Source organism: Bradyrhizobium sp. USDA 4454, from assembly GCF_054822705.1.
Genome location: NZ_JBTRCN010000001.1, coordinates 4,337,170 through 4,360,953 on the forward strand (window position 1 = coordinate 4,337,170; position 23,784 = coordinate 4,360,953).

19 protein-coding genes are annotated in these 23,784 nt (G+C 63.4%); 8 read left to right on the forward strand and 11 right to left on the reverse strand.

Going from position 1 to position 23,784, the window contains the following annotated elements:
- Positions 1–10 precede the first annotated feature (10 nt).
- The 3 genes from sufC to ACVIW0_RS20435 form a co-directional block, all read right to left on the reverse strand.
- Positions 11–763, reverse strand: coding sequence for a Fe-S cluster assembly ATPase SufC (gene sufC / locus ACVIW0_RS20425; RefSeq protein WP_461353947.1), 753 nt, complete (start codon positions 761–763; stop codon positions 11–13).
- Between the two features lie 59 nt (positions 764–822).
- A complete protein-coding gene (sufB, locus tag ACVIW0_RS20430) occupies positions 823–2,319 on the reverse strand; it encodes a Fe-S cluster assembly protein SufB (RefSeq protein WP_461353948.1) in 1,497 nt (498 codons plus the stop codon).
- 94 nt (positions 2,320–2,413) lie between these two features.
- Positions 2,414–3,571, reverse strand: a complete 1,158-nt coding sequence (locus ACVIW0_RS20435; protein WP_461353949.1) for a cysteine desulfurase family protein — start codon at positions 3,569–3,571, stop codon at positions 2,414–2,416.
- 467 nt (positions 3,572–4,038) lie between these two features.
- Here ACVIW0_RS20435 and ACVIW0_RS20440 point away from each other — a divergent pair, with 467 nt between their 5' ends.
- Positions 4,039–4,686 carry an alpha/beta hydrolase gene (locus tag ACVIW0_RS20440; RefSeq protein ID WP_212398774.1) on the forward strand — a complete coding sequence of 216 codons (648 nt, stop codon included), beginning with the start codon at positions 4,039–4,041 and terminating at the stop codon, positions 4,684–4,686.
- 101 nt (positions 4,687–4,787) lie between these two features.
- Here the strand turns inward: ACVIW0_RS20440 and ACVIW0_RS20445 are convergent, their stop codons facing one another.
- The 3 genes from ACVIW0_RS20445 to ACVIW0_RS20455 form a co-directional block, all read right to left on the reverse strand.
- Positions 4,788–5,117 (reverse strand): DMT family transporter, encoded by a 330-nt coding sequence (locus tag ACVIW0_RS20445; protein ID WP_461353950.1) that lies wholly within the window; start codon positions 5,115–5,117, stop codon positions 4,788–4,790.
- A gap of 3 nt (positions 5,118–5,120) precedes the next feature.
- The gene (locus tag ACVIW0_RS20450; protein WP_461353951.1) at positions 5,121–5,798 is read right to left on the reverse strand and encodes a glutathione S-transferase family protein; all 678 of its coding nucleotides are present in this window, start codon (positions 5,796–5,798) and stop codon (positions 5,121–5,123) included.
- A gap of 83 nt (positions 5,799–5,881) precedes the next feature.
- A complete protein-coding gene (locus tag ACVIW0_RS20455) occupies positions 5,882–6,985 on the reverse strand; it encodes an anhydro-N-acetylmuramic acid kinase (protein WP_461353952.1) in 1,104 nt (367 codons plus the stop codon).
- 151 nt (positions 6,986–7,136) lie between these two features.
- Here ACVIW0_RS20455 and tyrS point away from each other — a divergent pair, with 151 nt between their 5' ends.
- Complete coding sequence (gene tyrS, locus ACVIW0_RS20460) at positions 7,137–8,390, forward strand: tyrosine--tRNA ligase (protein ID WP_461353953.1); 1,254 nt, start codon at positions 7,137–7,139, stop codon at positions 8,388–8,390.
- Positions 8,391–8,502: 112 nt separating this feature from the next.
- Positions 8,503–9,750 (forward strand): MFS transporter, encoded by a 1,248-nt coding sequence (locus ACVIW0_RS20465; RefSeq protein ID WP_461353954.1) that lies wholly within the window; start codon positions 8,503–8,505, stop codon positions 9,748–9,750.
- Positions 9,751–9,797: 47 nt separating this feature from the next.
- Here the strand turns inward: ACVIW0_RS20465 and ACVIW0_RS20470 are convergent, their stop codons facing one another.
- Complete coding sequence (locus tag ACVIW0_RS20470; RefSeq protein ID WP_461353955.1) at positions 9,798–10,121, reverse strand: hypothetical protein; 324 nt, start codon at positions 10,119–10,121, stop codon at positions 9,798–9,800.
- Between the two features lie 213 nt (positions 10,122–10,334).
- On the reverse strand, positions 10,335–11,360 hold the full coding sequence (locus ACVIW0_RS20475; RefSeq protein WP_461353956.1) for a hypothetical protein: 1,026 nt from the start codon (positions 11,358–11,360) through the stop codon (positions 10,335–10,337).
- Positions 11,361–11,606: 246 nt separating this feature from the next.
- Here ACVIW0_RS20475 and ACVIW0_RS20480 point away from each other — a divergent pair, with 246 nt between their 5' ends.
- Both ACVIW0_RS20480 and ACVIW0_RS20485 read left to right on the forward strand, forming a co-directional pair.
- Positions 11,607–11,759: a hypothetical protein gene (locus ACVIW0_RS20480; RefSeq protein WP_461353957.1), complete on the forward strand. Its 153-nt coding sequence runs from the start codon at positions 11,607–11,609 to the stop codon at positions 11,757–11,759.
- 1 nt (position 11,760) lies between these two features.
- Positions 11,761–12,546, forward strand: a complete 786-nt coding sequence (locus tag ACVIW0_RS20485) for a hypothetical protein (RefSeq protein ID WP_461353958.1) — start codon at positions 11,761–11,763, stop codon at positions 12,544–12,546.
- Between the two features lie 422 nt (positions 12,547–12,968).
- Here the strand turns inward: ACVIW0_RS20485 and ACVIW0_RS20490 are convergent, their stop codons facing one another.
- Positions 12,969–16,679, reverse strand: a complete 3,711-nt coding sequence (locus tag ACVIW0_RS20490; protein ID WP_461353959.1) for a YhdP family protein — start codon at positions 16,677–16,679, stop codon at positions 12,969–12,971.
- Positions 16,680–16,908: 229 nt separating this feature from the next.
- Here ACVIW0_RS20490 and ACVIW0_RS20495 point away from each other — a divergent pair, with 229 nt between their 5' ends.
- Both ACVIW0_RS20495 and ACVIW0_RS20500 read left to right on the forward strand, forming a co-directional pair.
- On the forward strand, positions 16,909–17,637 hold the full coding sequence (locus ACVIW0_RS20495) for a peroxiredoxin (protein WP_461353960.1): 729 nt from the start codon (positions 16,909–16,911) through the stop codon (positions 17,635–17,637).
- A 100-nt stretch (positions 17,638–17,737) separates the two neighbouring features.
- Positions 17,738–19,093 carry a peptidoglycan DD-metalloendopeptidase family protein gene (locus ACVIW0_RS20500; protein WP_461353961.1) on the forward strand — a complete coding sequence of 452 codons (1,356 nt, stop codon included), beginning with the start codon at positions 17,738–17,740 and terminating at the stop codon, positions 19,091–19,093.
- Positions 19,094–19,274: 181 nt separating this feature from the next.
- Here the strand turns inward: ACVIW0_RS20500 and ACVIW0_RS20505 are convergent, their stop codons facing one another.
- Positions 19,275–20,510, reverse strand: a complete 1,236-nt coding sequence (locus ACVIW0_RS20505; protein WP_461353962.1) for an ABC transporter substrate-binding protein — start codon at positions 20,508–20,510, stop codon at positions 19,275–19,277.
- Positions 20,511–20,759: 249 nt separating this feature from the next.
- Here ACVIW0_RS20505 and ACVIW0_RS20510 point away from each other — a divergent pair, with 249 nt between their 5' ends.
- Positions 20,760–22,871, forward strand: coding sequence for a carbamoyltransferase C-terminal domain-containing protein (locus ACVIW0_RS20510; RefSeq protein WP_461353963.1), 2,112 nt, complete (start codon positions 20,760–20,762; stop codon positions 22,869–22,871).
- Here ACVIW0_RS20510 and ACVIW0_RS20515 read toward each other — a convergent pair.
- Positions 22,783–23,718 (reverse strand): DMT family transporter, encoded by a 936-nt coding sequence (locus ACVIW0_RS20515; protein WP_461353964.1) that lies wholly within the window; start codon positions 23,716–23,718, stop codon positions 22,783–22,785. The two genes, ACVIW0_RS20510 and ACVIW0_RS20515, sit on opposite strands and share 89 nt — an antisense overlap.
- Positions 23,719–23,784 lie beyond the last annotated feature (66 nt).

A 23,784-nucleotide genomic window follows, 5' to 3' on the forward strand; every position in this document is an offset into this window, starting at 1 on the left:
CCCGTATTTGTCAGGCAGCGTCTTCGAACTGCGCGTAGCCGGACTCTTCCAGCTCCAGCGCCAGTTCCTTGCCGCCGCTCTTCACCACCCGGCCCTTCGACATCACGTGCACATAGTCGGGCACGATGTAGTTGAGCAGCCGCTGGTAGTGCGTGATCACGACCATCGCGCGCTCCGGCGAGCGCAGCGCGTTGACGCCGTCGGCGGCGATCCGCAGCGCGTCGATGTCGAGGCCGGAATCCATTTCGTCAAGGATGCAGACGGCGGGCTCGAACAGCGCCATCTGGAGGATCTCGTTGCGCTTCTTCTCGCCACCGGAGAAGCCGACATTGACGCCGCGCTTCAGCATGTCCTGCGGGATGTTGAGCGACTTGGCGACCTCGCGCACCTTCTTGAGGAAGGCCGGCGACGAGATCTCGTCCTCGCCGCGCGCCTTGCGCTGCGCGTTGAGCGCCGCATGCAGGAAGTTCCAGGTGGTGACGCCGGGGATCTCGACCGGATACTGGAACGCCAGGAACACGCCCTTGGCGGCGCGCTCGTTGGGCTCCATCTCCAAGAGGTCTTCGCCCCTGAACAGGATTTGCCCGCCGGTGACTTCATAGCCCGGCTTGCCGGCGATGACGTGGGACAGCGTCGATTTGCCGGAGCCGTTCGGCCCCATGATCGCGTGCACCTCGCCCGGGTTCACCGTGAGCGACAGCCCGTGGAGGATCTCGCGCTCCTCGACGCGAACCTTGAGATCTTTCACTTCAAGCAGAGACATCTGATTTTTCCTGAGCATCACCCGCAAGGCGCGCATCGGCCGCGCCTTCAGCGGATGGATTAACCAACCGAACCTTCAAGGCTGATCGAGATCAGCTTCTGCGCTTCCACCGCGAATTCCATCGGCAGTTGCTGCAGCACGTCCTTCACGAAGCCGTTGACGACGAGGCCGACGGCTTCCTCCTGCGAGAGCCCGCGCTGGATGCAGTAGAACAGCACGTCCTCGGAAATCTTCGACGTCGTCGCCTCATGCTCGAACGTCGCCGAGGAATTCTTGGCCTCGACATACGGCACGGTGTGCGCGCCGCATTTGTCGCCGATCAGGAGCGAGTCGCAGGCGGTGTAGTTGCGCGCGCCGGTCGCCTTGCGATGGGCGCTGACCAGGCCACGATAGGTGTTCTGCGACTTGCCGGCGGCGATGCCCTTGGAGATGATCCGGCTCGACGTGTTCTTGCCGAGGTGAATCATCTTGGTGCCGCTATCGACCTGCTGGAAGCCGTTCGAGATCGCGATCGAGTAGAACTCGCCGCTCGAATTGTCGCCGCGCAGGATGCAGCTCGGATATTTCCAGGTGATCGCCGACCCGGTCTCGACCTGGGTCCAGGAGATCTTGGAATTCTTGCCGCGGCAGTCGCCGCGCTTGGTGACGAAATTGTAGATGCCGCCCTTCCCCTCGGAATTGCCGGGATACCAGTTCTGCACCGTCGAATACTTGATCTCGGCGTCGTCGAGCGCGACGAGCTCGACCACGGCGGCGTGCAGCTGGTTCTCGTCGCGCTGCGGCGCAGTGCAGCCTTCGAGATAGGAGACGTAGGAGCCCTTGTCGGCGATGATCAGCGTGCGCTCGAATTGGCCGGTATTGCGCTCGTTGATGCGGAAATAGGTCGACAGCTCCATCGGGCAGCGCACGCCCGGCGGCACATAGACGAACGAGCCGTCGGAGAACACAGCCGAATTCAGCGTCGCAAAATAGTTGTCAGAGGTCGGCACTACGGTGCCGAGATATTTCTGCACCAGTTCGGGATGCTCTCGGATCGCCTCGGAGATCGGCATGAAGATCACGCCGGCGGCCTTCAGCTCCTTCTGGAAGGTGGTCGCAACCGAGACCGAATCGAACACGGCGTCGACCGCGATCTTGCGGTTGGGCGTCTGCTCGCCGCCGGGCGGCGGCTCGACGCCCTCGAGGATCGCGACCTCGCGCAGGGGAATGCCGAGCTTCTCGTAGGTCTTGAGGATTTCCGGATCGATCTCGTCGATCGAGGACAGCGTCTTCTTCGGCTTCGGCGCCGCGTAGTAATAGATGTCCTGGTAGTCGATCTTCGGATAGTCGACGCGCGCCCAGGTCGGCTCGGTCATGGTCAGCCAGCGGCGATACGCCTCCAGGCGCCATTCCAGCATCCAGGCCGGCTCATTCTTCTTTGCGGAGATGAAGCGGACGGTGTCTTCCGACAGCCCCTTCGGGGCCTTGTCGGACTCGATCAGCGTCTCAAACCCATATCGATACTGGTCGACGTCGATGCGCCGGACGCGCTCGACCGTCTCTTGTACAGCAGGCATTCAATCCTCCGCTCGCGGTTTCAAGGACCGCGGTGGATCTCAAGTTCCGAAAAATCTCTTACGATGCTTGGCGACGAAATCCGCTTAGAACAGTTCAAGCTGTGTTTCGTCGTTCCCCACTAACTAAGGTATCGGCGAGCTTTCGCCAAGCCTTGAGGGCCAAATCCACGTCTGTCTCCGTGGTAGACCAGCCAAGACTAAGCCGCACCGCTCCCTGCGACACCTCCGAGCGGTATCCCATTGCCTCCAACACGTGCGAGGGCTGGACCTTACCCGACGAACAGGCGGAACCGGAGGAGACCGCGATTCCCCCGAGGTCGAAGCCGATGACTGCCGTCTCGGCCTTCATGCCGAGCGCAGTGAATAGAACGGTATTTGGCAACCTTTTGACGTCGTCAGAGAACACCAGCACATCCGGCGTCTGCCGCAGTCCGTGCTCGAGCCGGTCGCGCAGTCCCCGCACGCGCGCGGCGTCGGCCTTTAGCGCCGCCATTGCGGCCTGCGTGGCTGCAGCAAAGCCGGCAATCCCCGCGACGTTCTCGGTCCCCGCCCGCCGCCCGAGCTCCTGCCCGCCGCCGCGCAGCGCCGCCTCCAGCCCCTCGACGCCTTCGGCAAGCACCAGCGCGCCCGCACCCTTCGGCCCGCCGATCTTGTGCGCCGACAACGTCAGGAGGCCGGCCCGGGTGGAGGCAAGGTCGAACGGGATCTTGCCGAACGCCTGGATCGCATCGACATGCAGCAGCCCACCGGCCGCATGGACGATCTCGGCGACGTCGGCCACCGGCTGAATCGCACCGGTCTCGTTGTTCGCCAGCATCACCGAGACCAGAGCGGGCGGACCATCCGCCAGCAGTGCGCGCAAGTGCTCGAGATCGATCACACCTGCGCGTGTGACCTTGATCGCGCCGATGGCATCCGCGGCAAACCGCCCGCCCGCAAGCACGGAGGCATGTTCGATCGCCGACACCAGCAGCCGCCGCGCCGGCGCGCCGGCCCCACGGCGCAATCCCGGCGTCAAGGCGAGCGCATTGGCCTCGGTGCCGCCGGAGAGGAACACGACGTCCTGCGGCCGGCCGCCGACTGCCTTGGCGACCGCGTTGCGGGCATCCTCGACCAGCCGGCGCGCGCGCCGTCCCTCGCTGTGCACCGAGGACGGGTTGCCGCTCAACTCCCACGCAGCCGCCATCGCCGCTTTCGCTTCCTGGCGAAGCGGCGTGGTGGCGTTCCAGTCGAGATAGACGCGATCGGCCATCGAGCTTGTCCGCCGCAATCACCGTGGTTGCGGCCCTACCACTGCGACATAACCGCAGTCAGGCACCGAGACCAGATCAGAGTCCCCGGCGCGAAGGATTTTTCGTATCTCGCCGGACGTCTCATCGTGTTGCCAGGCAAGACATTCGCAAGCCCCCGTGCGCGCGATGGCAAAGTGACAAACCAAAAACTCAGGTAGCCGATGGCATAATCCGGCGTGCCGATCTGGATCGCCGCGGATGTGTCGGGTGCAGGCGCCTCACGACACGGATTCGCCGCGGCCAAGCGGCACAATTTCCTTGATTTTTGCCCCTTGCGTCATGCTAGAAGGCCCTCCAGCGTGCCGCCCGGCGGTGCCTGCGCCCGATTTCATCATGAGCCGCCCTGTTCGCGCCCGCCGCTGAAGATGGCTCCAACCGGTTGATTGATCGACGTCAATCAAGGGAACGCGTCAATCAAGGGAACACAATGCCTGAAGTGATTTTCACCGGCCCCGCTGGCCGTCTCGAAGGCCGCTATCACCCGGCCAAGCAGAAGAACGCGCCGATTGCGATGATCCTGCATCCGCATCCGCAGTTCCACGGCACGATGAACCATCAGATCGTCTATCAGTGCTACTACGCGTTTGCGCATCGCGGCTTCTCGGTGCTGCGCTTCAACTTCCGTGGCGTCGGCCGCAGCCAGGGCTCGTTCGATCACGGCACCGGCGAACTGTCCGACGCGGCGAGCGCGCTCGACTGGGCGCAGGCGATCAATCCCGAGGCGCGCGCCTGCTGGGTCGCGGGCTTCTCGTTCGGGGCGTGGATCGGCATGCAGTTGCTGATGCGCCGGCCGGAGGTCGAGGGCTTCATCTCGATCGCGCCGCCCGCCAATCTCTACGACTTCTCGTTCCTCGCGCCCTGCCCGTCGTCGGGCCTGATCGTGCACGGCGACAGGGATGCCGTGGTGCCGCCGAAGGACGTCAACACGCTGGTCGAGAAGCTGAAGACGCAGAAGGGCATCGTGATCGACCAGCAGGTCATCCCCGGCGCCAACCACTTCTTCGACGGCAAGCTCGAGCCGCTGATGGAGACGGTGACCGGTTATCTCGACATGCGTCTCGCCAACGTGCGCTGACGACGCCGATCTTGTAGCCCGGATGGAGCGAAGCGAAATCCGGGACCACTCTCACCGCGGATAGACCCCCGGATTGCGCTTCGCTCCATCCGGGCTACGGATTATTCCGGCGCGAATTTCAGCGCCGCGATCCCGACCAGCACCAACACGATCCCCGCGACCTTCACCGGGTTCAGCGCCTCATTGAACAGCAACACGCCCAGCGCGAGCGTGCCGGCCGCGCCGATGCCGGTCCAAACCGTGTAGGCGACGCCGACGCCGAGCACCTGCAACGCGCGCCCGAGCAGGAACACGAAGGCGGCGAGCAGCACCAGCGAGACCAGGCTCCAGCCGAGCCGCGTGTAGCCCTCGGCATATTTCATCGAGATGGCCCAGCCGACATCCAGCAGGCCGGCAACGACGAGCGCGATCCAGGCAAGCGAGTGCGTCATGGCTTACGCGGCCAGCTTCAGCATGTGCGCGCGGTGGCCGACCAGGAACGCGTGCAGCAGCGCCGGATAGTCGGGCGAAACCGCGCTGCGCACGCTCGGCCGCTGCGCCAGCGCGCTGCGCCAGGCGCGCAGCTTCGGCGTGTGGGTGAAAACCGCGAGATCGGTCAGTTGGTCGAACAGATCGAAGTAGCGGAAGACCGGCGCGAACACCGCGTCCACCAGGCTGAACTTGTCGCCCGCGAAGAACGGATCGGCGCCGAGCGCCGCTTCCACGCGCGCGAATTTTGCCGCGACCGCCTGCCGCTTGCTCTCATGGGTTGCCGCATCGGTTGCGGTCTCGAGCCCCCAGAGGTCGCCGAGAATGGCCGAGCCGAACTCCATCCAGGCGCGATGCTCGGCACGGGTGAGCGCGTCCTGTGGATGCAGCTTGGCGCCGGCTTGCGTCTCCTCGATGTACTCGCAGATCACGTTGCTCTCGAACAGCGCGACCTCCTTGCCGTCGTCAGCGGTCACCACCAGCACCGGCACCTTGCCGAGCGGCGAGATCTTCAAGAACCAGTCCGGCTTGTTGGCGAGATCGATGTCGATCCGCTCGAACGGCACACCCTTCTCATGCAGCGCAATGACCGCGCGTTGCACATAGGGACAAAGCTTGTGGCTGATCAGCTTCAGGGCGGCCATGACGAAACCTCGCGTTCAATGCAACTGCATCGAATTAAATGCAGCGGCATCGAACTGTCAAGATAGATGCATTTGCATCTAAATCACGGTCGCGCGATGATGCCCCCGGTCATCGGGATCGGCACCCCCGTGGTGGTGGGGTAGCTCAATGGCAGTCCCTTCATGCCGCGCGCGGCGAGGAAGCCGAACGCCTGTGCCTCGATCGCGTCCGCGGCCCAGCCGAGCGCCTCGGCGGGCTCGACGGTTGCCGGCGAGAGGCGATCGCGCAGCATCCGCAGCATCGTCAGGTTGGAGGCACCGCCGCCGCAGATGATCCAGCTCTTCGGCACCTTCGGCAGCAGCGGCACGATCCGGGCGATCGCGGCCGCCGTGAACGCGGTCAGCGTCGCGGCCCCATCGGCCGGCGCCACGGCGCCGAGCTTGAGGCTGGCGAAATCGTTGCGGTCGAGCGATTTCGGCGGCGGAGCCGAGAAGAACGGCAGCTTCAGCGCCTGCGCGATCCAGGCATCGTCAGGCCTGCCGAGTGCCGCGAACTTGCCGGCCGTATCGAACGGCTGGTGCATCTGGCGGAACATGAAGTCGTCGAGCAGCGCGTTGCCCGGCCCGGTGTCGCAGGCGATCAGCGTGTCGGTGCCGTCGATATAGGTGATATTGGAGACGCCGCCGATATTGACCACGACGATCGGCCCCTCGCGGTGCAGCGATTGCGCCAGCGCACGATGGTAGACCGGCACGAGCGGCGCGCCCTGCCCGCCGGCCTCGACGTCGGCGGCGCGGAAATCATGCATCACCGGGATGTGGATCGCCTTGGCGAGCGCCGGCGCGTCGCCGATCTGCACCGTCAGCTTGCGCTCGGGGCGATGCAGCACGGTCTGGCCGTGGAACCCGACGATGTCGATCTCCTGGGGAGCAATCCGGTGCTGCGCCGAGAAGCTCGCTACCGCCTCGGCATGGGCTGTGGTTACGGCCAGTTCGGCCTGCCGCAAGATCCCCGGCCGGGCGTCGCGCTGCGACAGATGAATGGCTTCCGTCAGCGCCTGGCGCAGCAGGCTGCGCTCGCCATCGGTGTAGGGGCGATAGCCGGTGGGCCCGACGGCCTTGATCTGGCGGCCATCGGTCTCGATCAATGCCACGTCGACCCCGTCGAGCGAGGTCCCGCTCATCAGACCGAGTGCCGTTAACATCATGCTGGAAGCGCCCCAGCCGGGAACCCCCGGCTTGTCTCAAACAAGTACATCCTATAATGCCACTGCGCGTCCGCCGCGGCAGCCCTGAGCATCAAGGTTCCGCAAATAGATGCAAAAACCGTAAAACAAGAATGATCTGGCTCGCCGACAAATGACTGCATTTAAATCGGATTTCCTGAACACTCTACAGGAACGCGGCTTCGTCCACCAGTGCTCCGATTTCGAGGGCCTCGACGCGCTTGCCGCGAAGGGCGAGGCCACCGCCTATGTCGGCTACGACTGCACCGCGCCGTCGCTGCACATCGGCAACTTCCTCACCATGATGATGCTGTACTGGCTGCAGCAGAGCGGCAACAAGCCAATCACGCTGATGGGCGGCGGCACCACGATGGTCGGCGATCCCTCCGGCAAGGACGAGACGCGCGCGATGCGCACCGTCGCGGAGATTGAGTCGAACAAGGCCAGCATCCGCGGCGTGTTCGCCAAGGTGCTGCGCTACGGCGACGGCCACTCCGACGCCATCATGCTCGACAACGCCGAGTGGCTGACGAAATTGAACTGGATCGAGATGCTGCGCGACATCGGCCGGCACTTCTCGGTCAACCGCATGCTGACCATGGACTCGGTGCGGCTCCGGCTCGAGCGCGAGCAGGAGATGAGCTTCATCGAGTTCAACTACATGGTTTGCCAGGCCTACGACTTTGTCGAGCTGTCGCGCCGCACCGGCTGCCGGCTGCAGATGGGCGGCTCCGACCAGTGGGGCAACATCGTCAACGGCGTCGATCTCGGCCGCCGCATGGGCACCCCGCAACTGTTCGCGCTGACCACGCCGCTGCTCACCACCGCCTCCGGCGACAAGATGGGCAAGACCGCCAAGGGCGCGGTGTGGCTCAACGCCGACCAGTTCTCGCCGTATGATTTCTGGCAGTACTGGCGCAATGTCGAGGACGCCGACGTCGTCAAGTTCCTCAAGCTGTTCACCGTCCTGCCGATGAGCGAGATCAACAAGCTCGCCGCGCTGGCGGGCGGCGAGATCAACGAGGCCAAAAAGGTGCTGGCGACGGAAGCGACCGCCCTGCTCCACGGCCGCGATGCCGCCAACGAAGCCGCCGAGACCGCGCGCCGCACCTTCGAGGAAGGCGCGCTAGCCGAAACCTTGCCGACGGTGAAAATTCCGCGCGGCGAATTTGAAGCCGGCGTCGGCGTGCTCGCTGCCTTCGTCAAGGCCGAGCTCGTCGCCTCCAACGGTGAAGCACGTCGCCAGATCAAGGGCGGCGGACTGCGCGTCAACGACGCCGCCGTAACCGACGAGAAGATGCTGCTGACATCGGCCAATCTCACGCCGGAAGGCGTGGTGAAACTGTCGCTCGGCAAGAAGCGTCACGTCCTGCTGAAGCCTGCATAGGCGCATTCGCTTTTGTCGGTTGTCGGGAGTGCGGAAAGCGCGCTCCCTCTAGCAGCGCGATCAGCAAAAGTGGACTTCCGGTTTTGCGTCCGATCGCGCTCAAAAAAATGCGATGGACCAGACCACGTCTCCAAACGACACGCTTTCCGCACCTGCGAAACAGTCGCGCGTCGCGTTGAACGTGCTCGCGCTGTGCTTCGTGCTGTCGGTGCTCGGCCGCGGACTCAGCGACAGCTTCACGGTGTTCCTGAAGCCGATCTCGGAAACTTTCGGCTGGGACCGCGCTTCGGTGGTGTCGGTCTATTCGCTGACCTGGCTCGCCAGCGGCCTCACCGCGCCGCTGGTCGGGCGCCTGTTCGACCGCTCCGGCCCGCGCGTGGTCTATGCGCTGGGCCTGTCGCTGCTCGGCTGCGCGTTCCTGATCGCCTCGCGCGCGCAACAGCTCTGGCAATTCCAGCTCAGCGTCGGGCTCTGCGTCGGCTTCGGCACCGCGCTGATCGGCAACGTCTCCAACTCGATCCTGCTCGGCCGCTGGTTCGGGCCGCGGCTGCCGACGGCGATGGCCGTGATGTATTCGGCAACCGGCGCCGGCCTGTTGCTGCTGCTGCCGCTGTCGCAGGTTCTGATCGACCGGATCGGCTGGCGCGAGGCCTATCAGGTGTTCGGCATCGGCGCGCTCTGCCTCCTCGTTCCACTCGTCTTCCTGCCATGGCGGCTGCTTGCCGGCGGATCGCCCCACATCGTGAAGAAGGCGGAGGCCAGTCTGGCTGACGAGGGCTGGACGCTGCTCAGCGCGATGCGTCACCACGCCTTCTGGGCGTTGTTCTCGACCTTCTTCTTCACCGCGATCGCGATGTATGCGCTGACGGCGCAGATCGTCGCCTATCTGATCGACGTCGGCTTCCCGCCGCTGCAGGCAGCCACGGCCTGGGGATTCTCCGGTGTCGCGCTGTTCGTTGGCATGCTCGGCGTGTCCACGCTCGACGGCATCATCGGCCGCCGTCCCAGCGTGCTGTTCAGCTACGGCGTCTCGATAGCAGGCATCACCCTGCTCTGGCTGCTGCAATGGTACCCGAACTACTGGCTCTTGACCGGCTTCATCATCTGCTTCGGCAGCATGATCGGCTCGCGCGGCCCGCTGATCACGGCGACTGCGCTGAAGATCTTCCGCGGCGAGCGCGTCGGCACGATCTACGGCACCATCATGATCGGCAGCGGCCTAGGATCAGGGCTCGGCTCATGGGGCGGCGGGCTGATCCACGACTGGACCCACAGCTACAATCCGCTGATCGCGTTTGCGCTGGTCAATGTCGTGCTGGGATTGATCCCGTTCCTGGTGGTGCCGGCGCTGCGGCGGTGATGAACATTATCGAACGTGACGATCACTGACTAAGTGACAGACGCCAGTCACTTGAATTGCACCCCTAGAAGGCTGCCGATAGCGACGTCAACCAAAGCACCTCCGAAAAGGCTAGCGAAGCATCCTAGCAACGCCCAGGTTTGATACTCAGCGACGATTCTTGCTTCGGCCTCGTTGTATGCACCGTTCTGCTGCAGGAATTTGAGGCGTGAGTTGCCGAAATCACCCATCGAACCGAGAAACGTTTGCGTTGAATTGTGGTCCCATCTGCCGATCTTTCGCGTAGCGGCATTGATGCCTGCCCTAATCGAAAGCGCGCAACCGAACGCAAAGCAGACAAAAAAAATAACGTTCAGCCATCCCTCAGACACCGACGTCCTCGTTTCCATGATCAATAGCCACTCGCGCCGATAGCGATGTAAGCCTATACGTTGTCGTTGCCAATCCTGTTGAACTGCTGATGGATCGCGCGATGATAGATAATGTCGGGCAATTCGGACGCCCAACCCATATTTCCCGACAATTTCGCGTTTGTTCGGTTGCTAACGTCTTAGCTTAACAACTGCTGCCATTCCGGCAAGGCGTTATCGTTGCGTATTGGCAGAGCGATGAGACAGACGGATGTCCACGACCGGCCAATCCGCGAAGCGAATGCGATAGGATAGGCAACGGTGTGAACGACGGTAAGCTAAGGAGTTCGCCCGCCGAACGCGATCAATCAGCGCAGCCCGCTTGGGGCGCTTCAAATCGCTCCACCAATCATCGGACATGCAGGTGTGTTCAAGATGTTCGAACGCGCATTGGACAGCGAGCGATGACATCTGCTCCTTCGGCAGTGCCGCAAAGGTGTCGACGAACTTTCTTGGTGCAGCCTCGCCCTGTAGCCAAGTGAAGACGAGCACTGCTGCGCCATCAACTGCGAGCAGGTGCATCGCCACATAGCAACAATCGTCAGCAATGTTCTGCAATCGCTGGGCGGCGAAATCGTATTGTGGACGAAAGGCACCAGCAGCTATCACGGCTGGCGGCGCATCGAAGCGCACGATGAGGCTCTGAACATCTCCGAAACGACGGGCCGCGATCAACTTCTCGGTGCGACTTAAGGCCGGGTGCGCATCATCCAAAGCTTTGCTGCTACAGAACGAAATCCACGCAATTCTCTCATCTTGAGGTTCATCCGACTCCCAGTCCAATTCTATCTCTGCCGACTCAAGCTGGTTGTTCCGTTGATAGAATTCAGCAGCCATTGCTCGATAATGCAGTAAGGCAAGCTGCTCAGGTGAGAAGATTAGTGGGGCGTCTTCAATCGGCGCGAACAACATCTTGTCGTGACCAGCGCAGAAACAGTTCATGGTCGAGAACTCGCCTACGCCGATCTTTACCGCCTCAAACTTGGTTTGCTGCATCTTCATGATGGCCAGCAACGAGTTTGGCACGGCAACGATATGTCCATTCCGCGCGATGTGCCTCAGCTGGGAACGAGGGACGATGTGCGCGCGGACGATACGGCCACGACACGGCGGCTGGTAGCGAGCGGCAAGGCACTCCTTCGTCTTGAAGATGCGCTGATGCCTCTCGGTGAAGCGCCACAGCTCAGGTGGAATCGACATGGACCACAAGATAGGGCTTTTTGCATGGTCCGCACAGCCATGCGCCTCCGTTGAGCCGCCAACCAGCGACCGCGCCTCGATACTCGTGCATCACGGGTTCGATTCTTTGTTAGTGAGAGTGCGGACAAGATGGCGGCGCCAGCTAAGCCTTTGACAATTCGTCAGTTTGGTGCAAGAGCCTTCAATGCCGTTGCAAAGGCTCCACGGGGGAGCGAGGTAGTCCTCAGTTTTAATGGAGACCTACAAATGCAACACAATCAACAGTTCACTATTCGACTACTCGGCTGGCAAATCGCCGCGCAAGGTGCCGTTGGCGTTGTTGGCGTACTTGCAGCGTTAGCGTTGCTGAGTTTAATTGTTGCTTTCATCGCGATGAACGCTGCATCTCTAATAATCTGAGATGACCACCATGACCACATTAGACCAATTGATCGACTTCTACCTGGCTGATCCGAATTCCGGACTTAGTAATCTCAGCTATCGAGCTCGCGAGAACAGCCGTCGCTACTTGCGGCGTATCAAGGCCGAAAAAGGAGCTTGCCCGGTTGGCCAAATCAACGCTTCCACGCTTGTATATTGGAATCAGATGTGGGGCCGTGACGGCAAGAATGCCACGGCCCGCGCGCTCAAATCGCAAATGAAGTCGCTGTTTGCCTACGGCGCTACTACAAACCGGGATGCGAAGTGCATAGAGTTACTCGAAGCCATCAAATGCATCCACAACGAAACAGTCGCGAGACCAACGGCAAAACTGACCATCGAACAAGCTAGAGCGATCATTGCGAAGGCTCACGAATGGGGTCTGCATTCCATCGCTCTTGCGCAAGCATTGCAGTTTGAAACACCTCTGACACAACGCGATTGTCTTGGCGAATACGTGCCATCGGAGTATCCCGGCTCTACCAACGTTATTTGGCGCGGAATGAAGTGGCTGCATGGTCTCCGTTGGTCCGAAGTTGGTGACGATTTAATTCTGCGGCGCAGGAAACTAGATTTGGATTTGAAGAATGCCCCGTTGGTACTAGCCGAGTTGGATTATTGGAACGATTTTCGCCGTGGCGACAGTCCCATGATCATTAACGAAGGGACCGGCGCACCATGGAATGCCTCCGAATTTCGACGCAAATGGCGTCGTATCGCTAACGCGGCTCAGGTGCCCGCGAGTCTAAGAAATATGGATAGCTGAACCGGCGCAAGATAAGCACGGAAGATGCGCGACTTGGCACATAGCGCTGCGAGCGCAAGCTTGCGTGCGCATTATGTCCCGCGAATTCCCCGATGTTCGGCTACTACGGGGGTATCCAAATTACTGGCTGCTCACCGGCTTCAGGTGGTGCCAGCGCTACGGCGCTAGGGCTGACGTGCAGGCGCCGTCATGATCCCTGCCCGCTCAACTCCCATAGCGCGCCGGTGAGGCACGCCTGCACAGTTTCTGTATTATAGAATAATGCCACTGATTTGCCCGACATGTTAAGTTGCCGTGTCGAATGCCCGCACGCCGGCGGCTCCTTTGCATGGGGTTGTTTTCCATGTTTTGGCAGTGCGCCCCCGCGGAGGCAGGTCATAGGCGAGCCCTGCACGCATGGGCATGACGCTTAACCGCCTGTCCTAATTGTTATTCGTCGTCGGCAGATCGTTCGGGCCGTATTGCTTGAACTCGAATATCTTCCGCGTCAGGCCCGGTGCCAGCGCGGAGATCGGGTTGACGCGGAGCACCGGCTGGCTCGGGGTGCCCACCACTTCGTAGGTCACGCCGATCAGGCCCTCATTGCTGCCGGCACCGAGGAAGATCCCGAAGAACGGGATCTGGCCGAACATGTTGTTCAAGCCGTACATCGGAATGAAGGTGCCGTTCATCCGCACCTGGTTGCCGATGTAGTCGATGCTGCCTTCGATGGTGGCGCCGATGCTCGGTCCCTTGACCACACCGTTGCGGATCGAGAGCTGGCCGCTCTGGCGGGTGAACTCGGCACGCAGCGCGTCGAAGCCGATGCCGTTCTGGGTGCTGACCGGCCCGCCGGCTACCGCGCGGTCGAGCTGGGTTTCGCCCTTCACCGAGAAGCCGGTGATGTTGATCAGCCCTTCCCTGGGGCCCGGCTCGGGGATCGGCGGCTCCATCGCCAGCGTGAGCTGGCCGCCGATCACCTTCGAATAGGTGTCGATGAAGCGCAGGAATGCGCCGGCGTCACTGGTCTGGAGGTAGATCACCTCGCGGCCCTGCTGGCGGCCACGCATGTCGATCGTAACCGGCGTATCGCGGCCGACCTTGCCGCTCAGCGTGAACGCCTTGAAGAAGCCGTTGCGCCGCGAGACCTTGGCATCGACGCTGCGCAACGCCTCGCCGTTGAAGCCCGCCACCGCGCCGAGCTTCAGGTCGACGTCGAAATCGGTGGTCCTGGTCTTGCTCTTGGGATCGCTGTCGCGGCCGGAGATCGCCGATTTCAGGAAGCCGCGGCCGTCGAACACGTCGCCGCGCATGGTCACCTTGATCACGCCGTCCGGACCGCGATCGGCCCGCAGCGATGTCTTGTCGCCTTCCGACGGCGCATAGGTCGGGAAGTTCGCATTCATCAGGTCGCCGTTCTGGTCGACCTCGAGCGCGCCCTTGATCGACACGCCGACGCCGTCGATCGAGATATCCTCGAACCGCGTCGATTGCCCCTTCGGCACCACGTTGAAGGTGGCCTTGCCGGCCCGGCCCTGCGCCTTGACCCAGCCCGGCAGGATGTTGTCGAGCTTGAGCTGGGTCAGGTCGGCCTCGACGCCCATCTTGGTGGTAGGATTGTCGCCGCTGCCGATCTTGCCGTTCAGCTTGATCGGGATCGCGCCCGACACCGCGGGACCGAGATCGAGCCCGAGCCGCGCGCGGCCCGCATCGTCAAGCGTCGCCTGCAGCTTGACGTCGGCATCGCCATCGGTCGGCTTGCGGTAATCCAGCGAAGCGGCCTGCCCGTTGATCTTGACGTCGCCCTTGACCTGGAAGCCGGCATTGCTGGCGGCAAGCTTCAGCGCATTGGCTTCCAGCTTCTGGTTCATCACCAGCTTGTCGACGGCAACGCCGGAGATATCGGCGGTCACCGCGTATTGCGTGTCAGCCTTGGTCAGCTCGCCCTTCACCGGCATGCCGAGATTGATCGTCGCGGTCACGTTGCCCTTGCTGGCGTTGGGATCGATCGGCGGACCGGAGAGATCGCTGAGCCGGTCGGATGCCAGGATCTCGGCCGCGGCCGGCACCGGACAGTCGACCCGGAACTTGACCTTCGACGGCGACGGCTTCGGCGCCATGTCCGGCACCTCGAAGCTGAAATCCGAGATCGTGATCTTGCGGCCCGCCGGTGTATCGGCGATGCCCTGGTTGATGGTCACCGTCGCGGTGCGGCCGGTCACCCTGGCCTTCAGATCCGCGTCATGCACCGCAGGCATCTGGTCGACCGGGCGCACCGTGACGCCGGAGGCGACGATGTTGACGGAGAGACCGTCATCCGGAATCGGCGGTCCCTTGCGCGACAGGTTATGCACCGGTGAATTGACGCCGACATCGATGCGCTGGAGCGTGCCGCGGTCGATCCGCTCCAGTACCCATTCGCGCACCTCGGGCACGATGATAACAGGCCACATCCGCTTCAGCGCGGAGGCCGACATCGGCGTGCCGGCGAAACCAAGCTGCAGTCTCGGCTCGCTGGAATAGTCGACGCTGCCGGTGCCGGCGACGCCGATCTCGCCATTGGAAATGTCGGCCTGGGTCAGCAGCACGCGCTTCTTCTCGGTGTCGAAGCGAAAACCGATGTTGATGCGGTTGAAGATCAGCGGCGGCTCGTTCTTGTCGGTGCCCGCCAGCACGATGGTGCCGCCGGACAGGCCCGCCTGCCAGTCGGTGACGTTGTCGTTCGGCGGTTCAAGATGACCGAGCAGCGTGATCCGGTTGGCGCCCGAGACGATCTTGATCGGTGCCAGCAGCACGCGCCGACCGGAATCCCATTCGACGCTCATCTCGGCCGAATCGACCGGCATTGGATAGTCGGGCGTATCGGTGTCGATGATGTTGCCGGCGCCGACATTGATCTTGCCGCGGAAATAGGTCGGCAGGCCGTCGCGGCCGAGTTCGCCCTTCATCTCGCCCGACAGCGGCAGGTCGGCGGTGTAGGTCAGATCCTTGCTCCGCATTGCGAGCAGGATGTTCCGGGTGGACACCTTGTCGGCCTTGATATCGACCCCGCGCACGCCGTTCTGCTGCGGTCCGATCAGGACGCGGACCGACCAGGGCTTTGCGCCCTCCTCGCCGAAGCTGAGCGCAACCCCGCCACCGCTCGGGCGCCGCAGGCTGAGGCTGATATTCTCGAAGCTCCATTTATTGCCGCGCTGCTGGTCGTCGACGACGAGATTGCCGTTCTTCAGGCCGATCTCGTTGAGGTTCTGCCCATCGAGGCCGGTCATGCTGAGGCTGTCGAGCCAGTCGAGACCGGCGAGCAGCCCGCTCTGCGCCGAATCGGGCGAGGCCGCTGCGGGCTCGGAGGCAGAAGCAGCAGGCGGCGAAGCAGCCGGCGGCGACGCCGCGGGTGCCGGTCGGGGGAACGTCGGCGGCATCCCCGCATCGCGCTTGGAGGCGACGCCGGTGGCGAGCGGTTTTGCGGTGTCGCCGGCGGACACCGTCACATTGCCGTCCGGGGTGATCCGCACCGACAGTTCGGCATCGACCAAATTGAGGCTTTCCGCGCGCAACTGCCCCATCAGCAGCGCCGTACCGGACAGGCGCACTTCGGCCTTCGGCGCGCTGGCAACGACGGCATGATCGCGGTCGCGGACGATGATGTCGCGAATCCGCACCGCGATCCGGATCCGGCCGGCGCGCTCGATCTGGGTTCCGCCGACCTCGACCGTATTGCCGTGGCCGATATTCTCCTCGATCGCCGCGGCAAGCCATGGCGTCGCCAGATCGAGATTGATCGGACCGGCGCCGAGCCGCCACCAAAGCGCGCCGAAGCAGGTCGCGAACATCACGACCAGCACCACGACGACCAAGCCGATGCGGCGGATCCAGCGCTCGCCGTTCAACCAGCGCTGCATGCCGGAACAGAAATCGGTGAAGCGATGTAAATTGGTGTTGGAACGCGACAGCAATTGCCGCGCACGGTTGCCCGCCGCCTCATCCTGCTCGTCCCACGCGGCGTCGTCTTCCCATTGCGAGAAGTTAGCCCCGGCGCGCGGATTTGGACCCTGCGGCGACGTGTTCCTTGCCATTGCCTCTCGGTGCTGACGGCGACGCTGATCGCCGTCATCGGGGCGCCCGTCGATTCGTATCGAGCGCTCCCCTGCCGGCATCGCCGCCTATCCTCGCCTCATCATGTTACTCGCCGTTGGCCCCCAAACTGGACCAAACCAACCAATCAAACGCCAATTCAGCAAGCGGACGGGTGACGCGTCGAATTCCTTGTCACCATACTCCGTGGCCATCAAACTTGCCCAGCGGCCGGTTGCGAATCCGGCCGCCGCGAATGAGCCCCGCAATACCCCAATGGTTGAGCTTCGGAAAGCGACGAAAGGAAGGCGTATGTCCAAGAAAACGCGCAAGAAATCCTCCAACACAACCGGAAAGCGGGTCGCAACGAAAGTTGCGCGCGCCGCAAGCGCAAGCACTGGGAAGTCCGCGACGAAAACCCGCACGGCGGTTGCCAAGAGGGCTGCGCCTCAGAAAACGACCAAGAAAGCGACGAAGCCAAAGACCGCGGCGGGTGTTCAAGACAAAGCCTCGCACAAGGCCGCATCGAAACCGTTAAAGCGAGAGCCGGCCGCGACCGTGACCAAATCGTCAGCCGTCACACTCGTCGAAGGTGCCGCGGCGCCTGCCTTCAACCTGCCGCGCGACGGCGGAAGCAACGTCTCGCTGAAGGATTTTGCCGGCAAGAAGCTGGTGCTGTTCTTCTATCCCCGCGCCGACACGCCCGGCTGCACCCGGGAAGCGATCGATTTCACCCGGCTCAAAACCGAGTTCGCAGCCGCAGGGACCGAAGTGGTCGGCGTATCCGCCGATACGGTTAAGGCGCAGGAGTCATTTCGAAGCAAACACCAGCTGTCGGTTCCGCTGGCCTCCGACCCGGCGCATGAGATGCTCGAGGCCTATGGCGCCTGGGGTGAAAAATCCATGTATGGCAGGACCTTCATGGGAATTATTCGCACCTCGGTTCTGGTCGATTCCAGCGGAAAAGTCGCCCGGATCTGGCGCCATGTGAAGGTCGACGGCCATGCCGAAGCGCTCCTGGAGGCGGCCCGTTCGCTCTGATCGGGGCGGTTCCGTTTCCTGAAAATTAACCATGCCGGGCTCAAATCGCCCCCGCAGATTAGCCGTACGGAGCTTGGTCCGACCGGCCGCGGGAGTACCGATGTCGAGCCGGTCCGGTCATCACCAGGAATACCAGAAACACCATCATCCCCAGGACCATGGCCGGACGCCGGCGCGCCGTCCGGCAGTCCAGCATGCCGCTGCCGTGGCCAGCTCCCGCGAGGGCTATACGCTGGTCCATGCCGGCAAGCAGGTCCGGTTCGGACCGGTCGTGTTCTGGATCGCGGTCGGCACTGTCGTGCTGCTCGGGATGTGGTCGGCGGCGACCGCGACCTACTTTGCGTTCCGCGATGACGTCCTGACCCGGTTGATCGCGCGCCAGGCCGAGATGCAGTACGCCTATGAGGACCGCATCTCGGAACTGCGCGCCAAGGTCGACCGCACCACCAGCCGTCAGCTGCTCGACCAGGAGCAGTTCGACCAGAAACTCGACCAGATCATGAAGCGGCAGTCGACGCTGGAACAGCGCGCCACCGCGCTCGGCGCGATGCCCGATGTCACCGCGACCGGATCGATCAAGCCGCAGGGCCGCGCCGAGGCGGCGCCCTCCTCCGGTCCGCTGAAGCCATCGCCGATCAGCGACACCGTGATCTTCGTGGCGCCGCCGGATCGCGAGGCGCGGCTGGAATCGCGCGCGCCGCTGATCGCCAAGGCCCAGCCGAACCAGTTCGCCAAGGCGCAGGGCGTCGACAACGTGCTGGTCCGGCTGCAGACCTCGCTTGACCAGGTCGAGCGCCGCCAGGTCGCGGCCCTCTCGTCAGTCGAGGACAGCATCGATTCCAAGGTGCGCCGGATGCGCGGCGTGATAAGCGATCTCGGCCTCAACATGGCGCACCTCGAAGCGGCTGTGCCGCGCTCGGGCATGGGCGGACCTTTTGTTCCTGTCAAACTTTCCCCCGATGCCGGCGCGTTCGAGCGCCAGCTCTACCGCATCAACATCAACCGCGCGCAGATGCAGCGGCTGAACCAGACGCTGGCGCTGGTGCCCTATCGCAAGCCGGTCGTTGGCGAAGTCGAGTTCACCAGCGGCTTCGGCGTTCGCTCCGATCCCTTCCTCGGCCGGCCGGCGATGCACACCGGCCTCGACTTCCGCGCCGCGCAGGGCGATCCGGTGCGGGTCACCGCCAACGGCAAGGTGGTGTCGGCGGGCTGGGCCGGCGGCTATGGCCGTATGGTCGAGGTCGATCACGGCAACGGACTGTCGACCCGCTACGGCCATCTCTCCGAGATCGGCGTCAAAGTCGGCGAATACGTCAAGATCGGACAGGTGATCGGCGCCGTCGGCTCGACCGGCCGCTCCACCGGTCCGCATCTGCATTACGAAACCCGCATCGACGGCGAAGCAGTCGATCCGCAGAAATTCCTCCGCGCCGGCGTCCGGCTCAGCGCGGGCTAGCTCAAGCGCTCAACGACCGATCTGAATATCGGCGCGAGCGGCTCGCTTGCCGCCGATCGCCTCTGTGGCCGGAGCATCGGTTCTGAACAGCTACGCAAAGGCGCACCAGCGCAGCATCCGCGCCAACGGCGCATGCAGCTTCGCTGCAATGATGGCAAGAAGCCCTGGCAGCCGCCGCGCCCTACCGCGTCGCCTCGTGCCCCACTTCGCCGGTGATCACGTCACCGAACAGCTCCCATGCTGCGCCGTTGAATCGCATCAGCTGCATCTGCTCGATCGGGAAATAGTCGTCCGGGGAGGTGTTGACCATGATGCCCGGCAGCATCAGGTCGGAATGGAAATTCTTCAGATTGGCGGCCTGCTTCATCACGTTCTCGTGGGTGAGATTGTCGCCACACTGCTTCAAGACCTGCACCATGGCCTCCGACTGCACGTAGCCATAGACGTTGTTGAAGTTGGTCTTGTCGCCTTCCGGATAATATTTGTCCATGAACTCGCGCCACTTCACGACGGCAGCATCCTTGTCCCAGGTCGGGTCGGTTGGATCCTTCAGGTATTGCGTCGAGATGATGCCCTTGGCGTATTCGAGCCCCGCCGGCTTCAACACCGAGGCGACCGTGGTCGCGGTGTTGGCGAGAAAGAATTTCGGCTTCCAGCCGAGCTCGCCGACCTTGCGGATCGCCTGCGCCGAGCCCTTCGGCGCCGCCCAGGAGAAGAAGATGTCGGCACCGGAATCGTGCAGCGCGACGATCTGCGAATCGATCGAGGGATCGGACACCTCGTAGGACTTGTCGGCGATGATCATGCTCGCCTTGTCGCTGAGCCCATCCTTCAGGCCCTTGAATTGATCCTTGCCGGCGTCATCATTCTGCCAGAACACCGCGATCTTGCTGTTGGGAAAATTGTCGCGAATGTATTTCGCATAGATGCGCCCCTCGCTCTGGTAATTGGGCTGGAAGCCCATCGTCCAGGGAAAGTTCTTGGGATCGCCGAATTTGGTGCCGCCGGAGGCAACGAACAATTGCGGCACCTTCTTGGCATTCATGTATTTCATAATTGCTGAATTGGACGGCGTGCCGAGCGGCTGGAAAATCAACAGCACCTCGTCGCTCTCGACCAGCTTGCGCGCCTGCTCGATCGCCTTCGGCGGCGAATAGGCATCGTCGTAGCTGATGAAGCTGATCTTGCGCCCGTTGATGCCGCCCTGCTCGTTGATCATCCTGAAGAACGCGGCCTCGCTCTTGCCGATCACGCCATAGGACGACGCCGGCCCGCTATACGGCATGATGTTGCCGATCTTGATTTCGGTATCGGTCGCGCCGGGATCGTATGTCTTCTGCGCGGCGGCCGAGGTTGTGATCAGTGCCGCACTTGCGAACGCCACGATCGCGCCAATATATCCGGAACGAGCCGGCATCGTTTCCTCCCGATTTTTGTCGTTGGTTTTGACGGCAAGTCTCGCAAGAGACGCATATGCTGGCAAGCGCCGGTTTTTCCGTTGGGCGAAACGACATTGTTGCCTGGCGCTGGTTGTGATTGAAGGTCGATCTGGGGATCACGAGTCGAGGCGTTCTGATTGCATCAACCGGACATTCGTACCGGTCCGCGGCATCCGCGTTTTGCCGCCGCGGGCCATGAAATCACGCGCCTTCTCAGCGAACGTGCAATGGCCAAGCTTGGCCTGCACAAGGCCAATGGCGAGTTCGCCCGGCGCACGATCGCGTCGATCCGCGAGAGGCTGCAGCGCGGCGAGACCATCTACATCGCGGGCCTCGCCTGCCCCGGCACCCACAACACCGGCGTCGCGCTGGTCGAGGTCACCCAGAACGACGGCCCGCGCTTGATCGTCAACAACGAGGAAGAGCGCTTCTCCGGCAACAAGCACACCAACGAGTTTCCGCAACACGCGCTCGACGACATGCGCAAGGTGTTGCAGCGTATGGGCCGCGACATCGGCGACATCGCGGCCTTCGTCACGACGTGGGACTATCCGGCCCTGATGGCCATGCTGATCCGCACCTCGTTCGAGGAGGCGCCGGCCAGCCTCAAATTGCTGCGCGCGCAGGTCGCCCCCGCGATCAACCTGCGGCAGATGGACCAGGTGCGGCGCATCTCGCGCAAGCTTGCGAAGATGTACGGACTCGGCGAGCAGCTGCCCCTGATCTGCATGCCGCATCACGACAACCACGCCTGGTACTCGTTCTCGGCCTCGCCGTTCGCCAAGATGCGCGAGCGTGTCGCGATCGCAGTGCTCGACGGCACCGGCGATGTCGGATCGATCTCGCTCTATGTCGCCGAGAATGGCGAGATGAAGCGGCTCTATTGCAATGAGAGCCTGTTCGATTCGCTCGGCGCCTTCTACACCGTGGTCTCGTCGAGCCAGGGCGGCTGGACCTGGCTCTCCAGCGAGGGCCGCTACATGGGCGCCGCCGCCTGGGGCGACATGAACCGCGCCACCAATCCGTATTATGCGCGCCTGAAGGACGTGCTGCAGCTCGGGCCTGATGGCAGCGTGCAGCTCAATCGCGCGATGGCCAATTGGTACGCCGATCCAGCCGACAATCCCTATCATCAGCCGCTGATCGATATTCTCGGCCCTCCGCTGCGGCCCGATCAGCTCTGGAATCCCGACGCCGTCTTGCGCGTCGAGGACATCGATCACCGCCCCGACACCAAGGACCGCGTCGACAAGGCGGCCGCGACGCAGTTGGTGCTCGAGGACGCGATGATCCATGTCATCGATCATCTCCTGCGCATCACCGGCACCCATCGCCTGGTGCTGACCGGCGGCGTGGCGCTGAACGCGCTCGGCAACATGCGGCTGCTCGAGCATTTCGACGAGGCGTGGTTCGAACGCGCGCTTAAGCGCAAGACCCGGCTGCATATGTGGATCCCGCCGGTGCCCGGCGATCCCGGCGTGCCGATCGGCGCCGCCTGGCTGTTCGCGCATATGGCGGGCGCGCCGCGCGGCGCGGCGCTGTCGCACGCGTTCTATTGCGGACTGCCGCCGTCGAACGCCGAGATCACCGCGGCGCTGCAAGCCGACGACATCGCCTCGAGCGTCATCGGCAATGTGACGACCTCGGAGGGCCGCGATGCGATCGCGGACCTGATGGCCAGCATGGTGGCACAGGGCGGCGTGATCGCGATCTATCAGGGCGCAGCCGAAACCGGCCCGCGCGCGCTCGGCCATCGCTCGATCCTCGCCAATCCCTGCGATCCCAAAGTGCGCGAGCGGCTCAACGAGCGGGTCAAGTATCGCGAGGCGATCCGGCCGTTGGCGCCGATGGCGACGCTTGAGGCGGCGCGTGACTATTTCGAGCTGGAAGACGGCGCATCCGACGACGATTACAACGCCTACAATTACATGGTGCTCACAGCACATTCGAAGCCGGAAGCGCGCGCGAAGATTCCCGCCGTGGTGCACGCCGACGGCACCGGCCGCATCCAGATCGTGCGCGAGGCGGACGATCCCCTCACCTACGCCTACCTCAAGGCGCTCGGCCGCCACATCGGCGTCGAGATGTCGGTCAACACGTCGTTCAACGTGGCAGGCCCGATCGCGCAGACGCCGGCGCAGGCGATGGACACGCTGCGTCGGTCCAGGGGACTGGATGCCGTGGTGCTGGTCGCCGAAGACGGCACCGCCTATGCCGCCTGGCACGGCGGCGAGCGCGACAGCGGCCGCTTTACCGGATGGTATGCGGCGTGGAAGCAGGCGCGCGGCCGAACCAGCCCAGCACGCGGCCATCGATCAGCAGCAATGCACTCGCGATGACCAGCGCGCCGATCACCTCGCGCAGCGCGATCGGCTCGCCGAGCACGAGATATCCGAGCAGCATCGCGGTGACTGGAATGAGCAGCGTCACCAGCATCACGTTGGTCGGTCCGGAGCGCTGCAGGATCTGAAAGAACACGATGTAGGCCAGTGCCGTCGACAACGCCGCGAGCCCGAGCACCGCAAGCCACGTCGTCGCGTGCGGCATCGGCAGCAGCCACGGACGGTCGGCCGCGGCGGCGATGGGCGCCATCATCACGGCGGACGCCATCATCTGGAACGTTGCCGTCCCGAGCGGCGGCACGCGCTGCGGCAGCCGTCGCCCGACCAGCGCCGCGAGGCCGTAGCTGAAGGCGCCGGCGAGGCACAGCAGGATGCCGATGCCCTGGTTGCTCTCGAAGCCGAGCGCATCGCCATGCAGGATCGCAACCCCGATCAGCCCAACCACCACGCCCGCGACCCGGCGTGCCTGTAGCCGCTCCTCACCGGCTGCCGCCATCACGACCACCGCAAACAGCGGCGTCGTCGCATTGAGGATCGAGGCCAGCCCGCTCGGAATGTAGGTCTGTCCGAACACGATCAGTGAAAACGGCAGCACGTTGTTGAACAGCCCCATCGCGGCGAACGGCGCCCAGCCGGACAAGCCGCGCGGCAATTCGATGTTCCGTACCCGCAGCAGCGGCAGCAGCATGATCGTGCCCAGCACGACCCGCAGCAGCACCAAGGTCAGCGGCGGCAGTTCGCGCAGGATCACGCCGTTGAAGAAGAACGAGCCGCCCCACAGGACCGACAACAGGCCGAGCAGCGGCCAGTCGCGGCTATCGATGCGGTTGTCGGCGGAAGGCATGATCACCATTCACGGCCCGCTGATCGGGGCCGGGACGGCGCCGGCGCTGACGCTGAGCGAGACGCA